The 2,099-nt window shown below is 31.1% G+C and carries 4 protein-coding genes; 1 reads left to right on the forward strand and 3 read right to left on the reverse strand.

Annotation, left to right across the window (positions count from 1 at the left end; translation table 11 throughout):
- The first annotated feature begins 170 nt into the window (after positions 1–170).
- Positions 171–767 (forward strand): hypothetical protein, encoded by a 597-nt coding sequence (locus CW357_RS17905; protein WP_124218809.1) that lies wholly within the window; start codon positions 171–173, stop codon positions 765–767.
- 32 nt (positions 768–799) lie between these two features.
- On the opposite strand, the gene CW357_RS17910 is transcribed toward CW357_RS17905, so the two are convergent.
- The 3 genes from CW357_RS17910 to CW357_RS18455 form a co-directional block, all read right to left on the reverse strand.
- Positions 800–1,024, reverse strand: a complete 225-nt coding sequence (locus CW357_RS17910; protein ID WP_124218811.1) for a hypothetical protein — start codon at positions 1,022–1,024, stop codon at positions 800–802.
- Positions 1,025–1,171: 147 nt separating this feature from the next.
- Entirely contained in the window at positions 1,172–1,843 is a 672-nt protein-coding gene (locus CW357_RS17915; protein WP_164489663.1) for a helix-turn-helix domain-containing protein, read from the reverse strand.
- Positions 1,844–1,887: 44 nt separating this feature from the next.
- Positions 1,888–2,099: hypothetical protein (locus CW357_RS18455; RefSeq protein ID WP_164489664.1), on the reverse strand; the 212-nt coding region annotated here is incomplete at its 5' end.

A 2,099-nucleotide genomic window follows, 5' to 3' on the forward strand; every position in this document is an offset into this window, starting at 1 on the left:
AAAACGTATGAAAATATACATTTTCATACGTTTTCAGCCAAATGAAAATAGAGAGTATGTACTCTCATATATCCGTTATAGACCTTATTTACTATCTATATAATTACATTTTATCCATATATTTTAAGTTTTTTTGTTGATACTATATTAAATATATAAGGAGTGTTCAAATGAAAAAATACATTATTTTAATACTAACAACCATAATTTTATTTGCATTTTCTTTCCCCAATACATCTGTACAAGCAAAACGTCTTCCTCATACAGAAAACTGGAAGATAGAATCAACAACAAAAGCTTATAAAACTACTGAATATGGAAAATGGAAACTCATTTATAAAGGTGACCCCGCAAAGAGAAAAGGAGAATACGATACAATTAGCGCATCTATTTCAGATACTGTTTCCGTATCCGGTCAAATTGAATTAAGTAAAAAAACAATAGCCAGTTCTTTAGGTTATAGTTATTCAAAAACTTATGAATACTCTGGTTCTAAAAATAGTGCTTCATTAAAAAAAGGCGAATACATAAGAGGTTACGTAAAAAAAGTAGGTCAATATTCTAAAGTTAAACAAAGAAAATATATTCATTCACCAGCCACCGGTAATAAAAAGACAAATGTAACAAAAACTGCATACGTAAGAGCTCCTTCAGCTATAACCTTAAAAATAGATTACTATACAGCTAAAAAGAAAAAGAAAAAAACAGTTTCATATATAAAATCAGGAAAAAGTTGGGTTCAAACAGACGTAAAATATTACGTATAAAAGTATAAATATTACGCACAAAAAAGAAGCAACTAATTAGTTGCTTCTTTTTCTTTTTTTAAAAATAGTAAAACTGTAATAATTAAAGATATCCCTAATAAAATATAAACATACTTTGGAATATAATATATCCAACTCTCAAAATAATCACTAGATAATTGATCAACATACATACTTAAAACGGCAAACATAATAACAATAGAAAGAGTCAGTAAATTTAATATTAATAACAAATATGCCATTTTTCTATAACTCATAAAATAAACCCTACTTCCAAAACAATAAAAGATTTTTAAATAACTAATATATTTTATAAAATATTCATTAAAATATCTACTATACTAAAAAATAGCTTAACTTTAAATTAAAAAGAGAGCGATTCCAACGATAAATGAGCATTCGCTCTATTTTCTAAATAGTCTCGACCAAAAACTGCCTTTATTTTGTTTGGTTGTTGCTAATGTTTCTAATTCAGCAATCTTAGAATTTAATTTACGAATTTCAGCCATTAAAGCATTGGTATTTGGTGCAGTTTCTGCTAACTTTGTTTGATGCTTTAGCATAGTATCCATCTGTTCTTGCATGCTTTTAAGCGCAGCACTTTCTTTTGGATGTTCAAGCGCTTTTAAAGCCCTATCCTGCTTGGTTTCTAAATCTTTTATAGCACCGTTTTGCGCACTTAGTAGCGCCTTTAATTCTAGATTTTCGCCTTTTAGCGCTATCATTTCGCTAGTTAACAATTCTAATATCTGATAAAGCTCGTCATTATTGGTTTCATCGGTTGGCGCGCTAGATGATTCGCTTTGGCGCTCTGCGATTGGTTGAAGAACGCTAGAAGGTGAAAAGTCAGCACTAGAAACCTTTTCTATGGCACCTTTAAGCGCTAGGCCATGGTCATTTTTTAGCGCTAGCATAGCGCTAAGTATGTTAACGTCATGTTCACTATATTGCCGTTGCTTATTTGTATTCTTTTTAAACTCATACCCCGCATGTTCTAACAGTTGTGCATATGATCGTAAGGATGCCGTGGAAATATTGAGCATATCAGCGACTTCTCCAGATTGGAAATACTTCATTTGGCAATCGCCTCCCGTTCTATATACTGTTTCAGTTCCAATTACTATTTTTTTAACCAATTATAATGAGCAAAAACAGGAACTTCTTTTGACACTGTTGCAATTTTAATAGGCTTATACTGTATAGCGTTATAAAGACCTTTGGTAAACGCAGCAACCACGTTATCGTATGTATAGCCCTCATTGATTCGTAAAGCCATATGAACAATAAGACCTTTGGCTTTCACAAATGTCTTACTAGTCGCATCAGATCCAA

The organism is Rummeliibacillus sp. TYF005, from assembly GCF_003844195.1.
Lineage (GTDB): Bacteria > Bacillota > Bacilli > Bacillales_A > Planococcaceae > Rummeliibacillus.

Bases quoted from the DNA above. Each gene is read 5' to 3' on its own strand.
- CW357_RS17910 (WP_124218811.1), bottom strand. From the start codon at position 1,024: ATGAGTTATAGAAAAATGGCATATTTGTTATTAATATTAAATTTACTG.
- CW357_RS17905 (WP_124218809.1), top strand. From the start codon at position 171: ATGAAAAAATACATTATTTTAATACTAACAACCATAATTTTATTTGCA.
- CW357_RS17915 (WP_164489663.1), bottom strand. From the start codon at position 1,843: ATGAAGTATTTCCAATCTGGAGAAGTCGCTGATATGCTCAATATTTCC.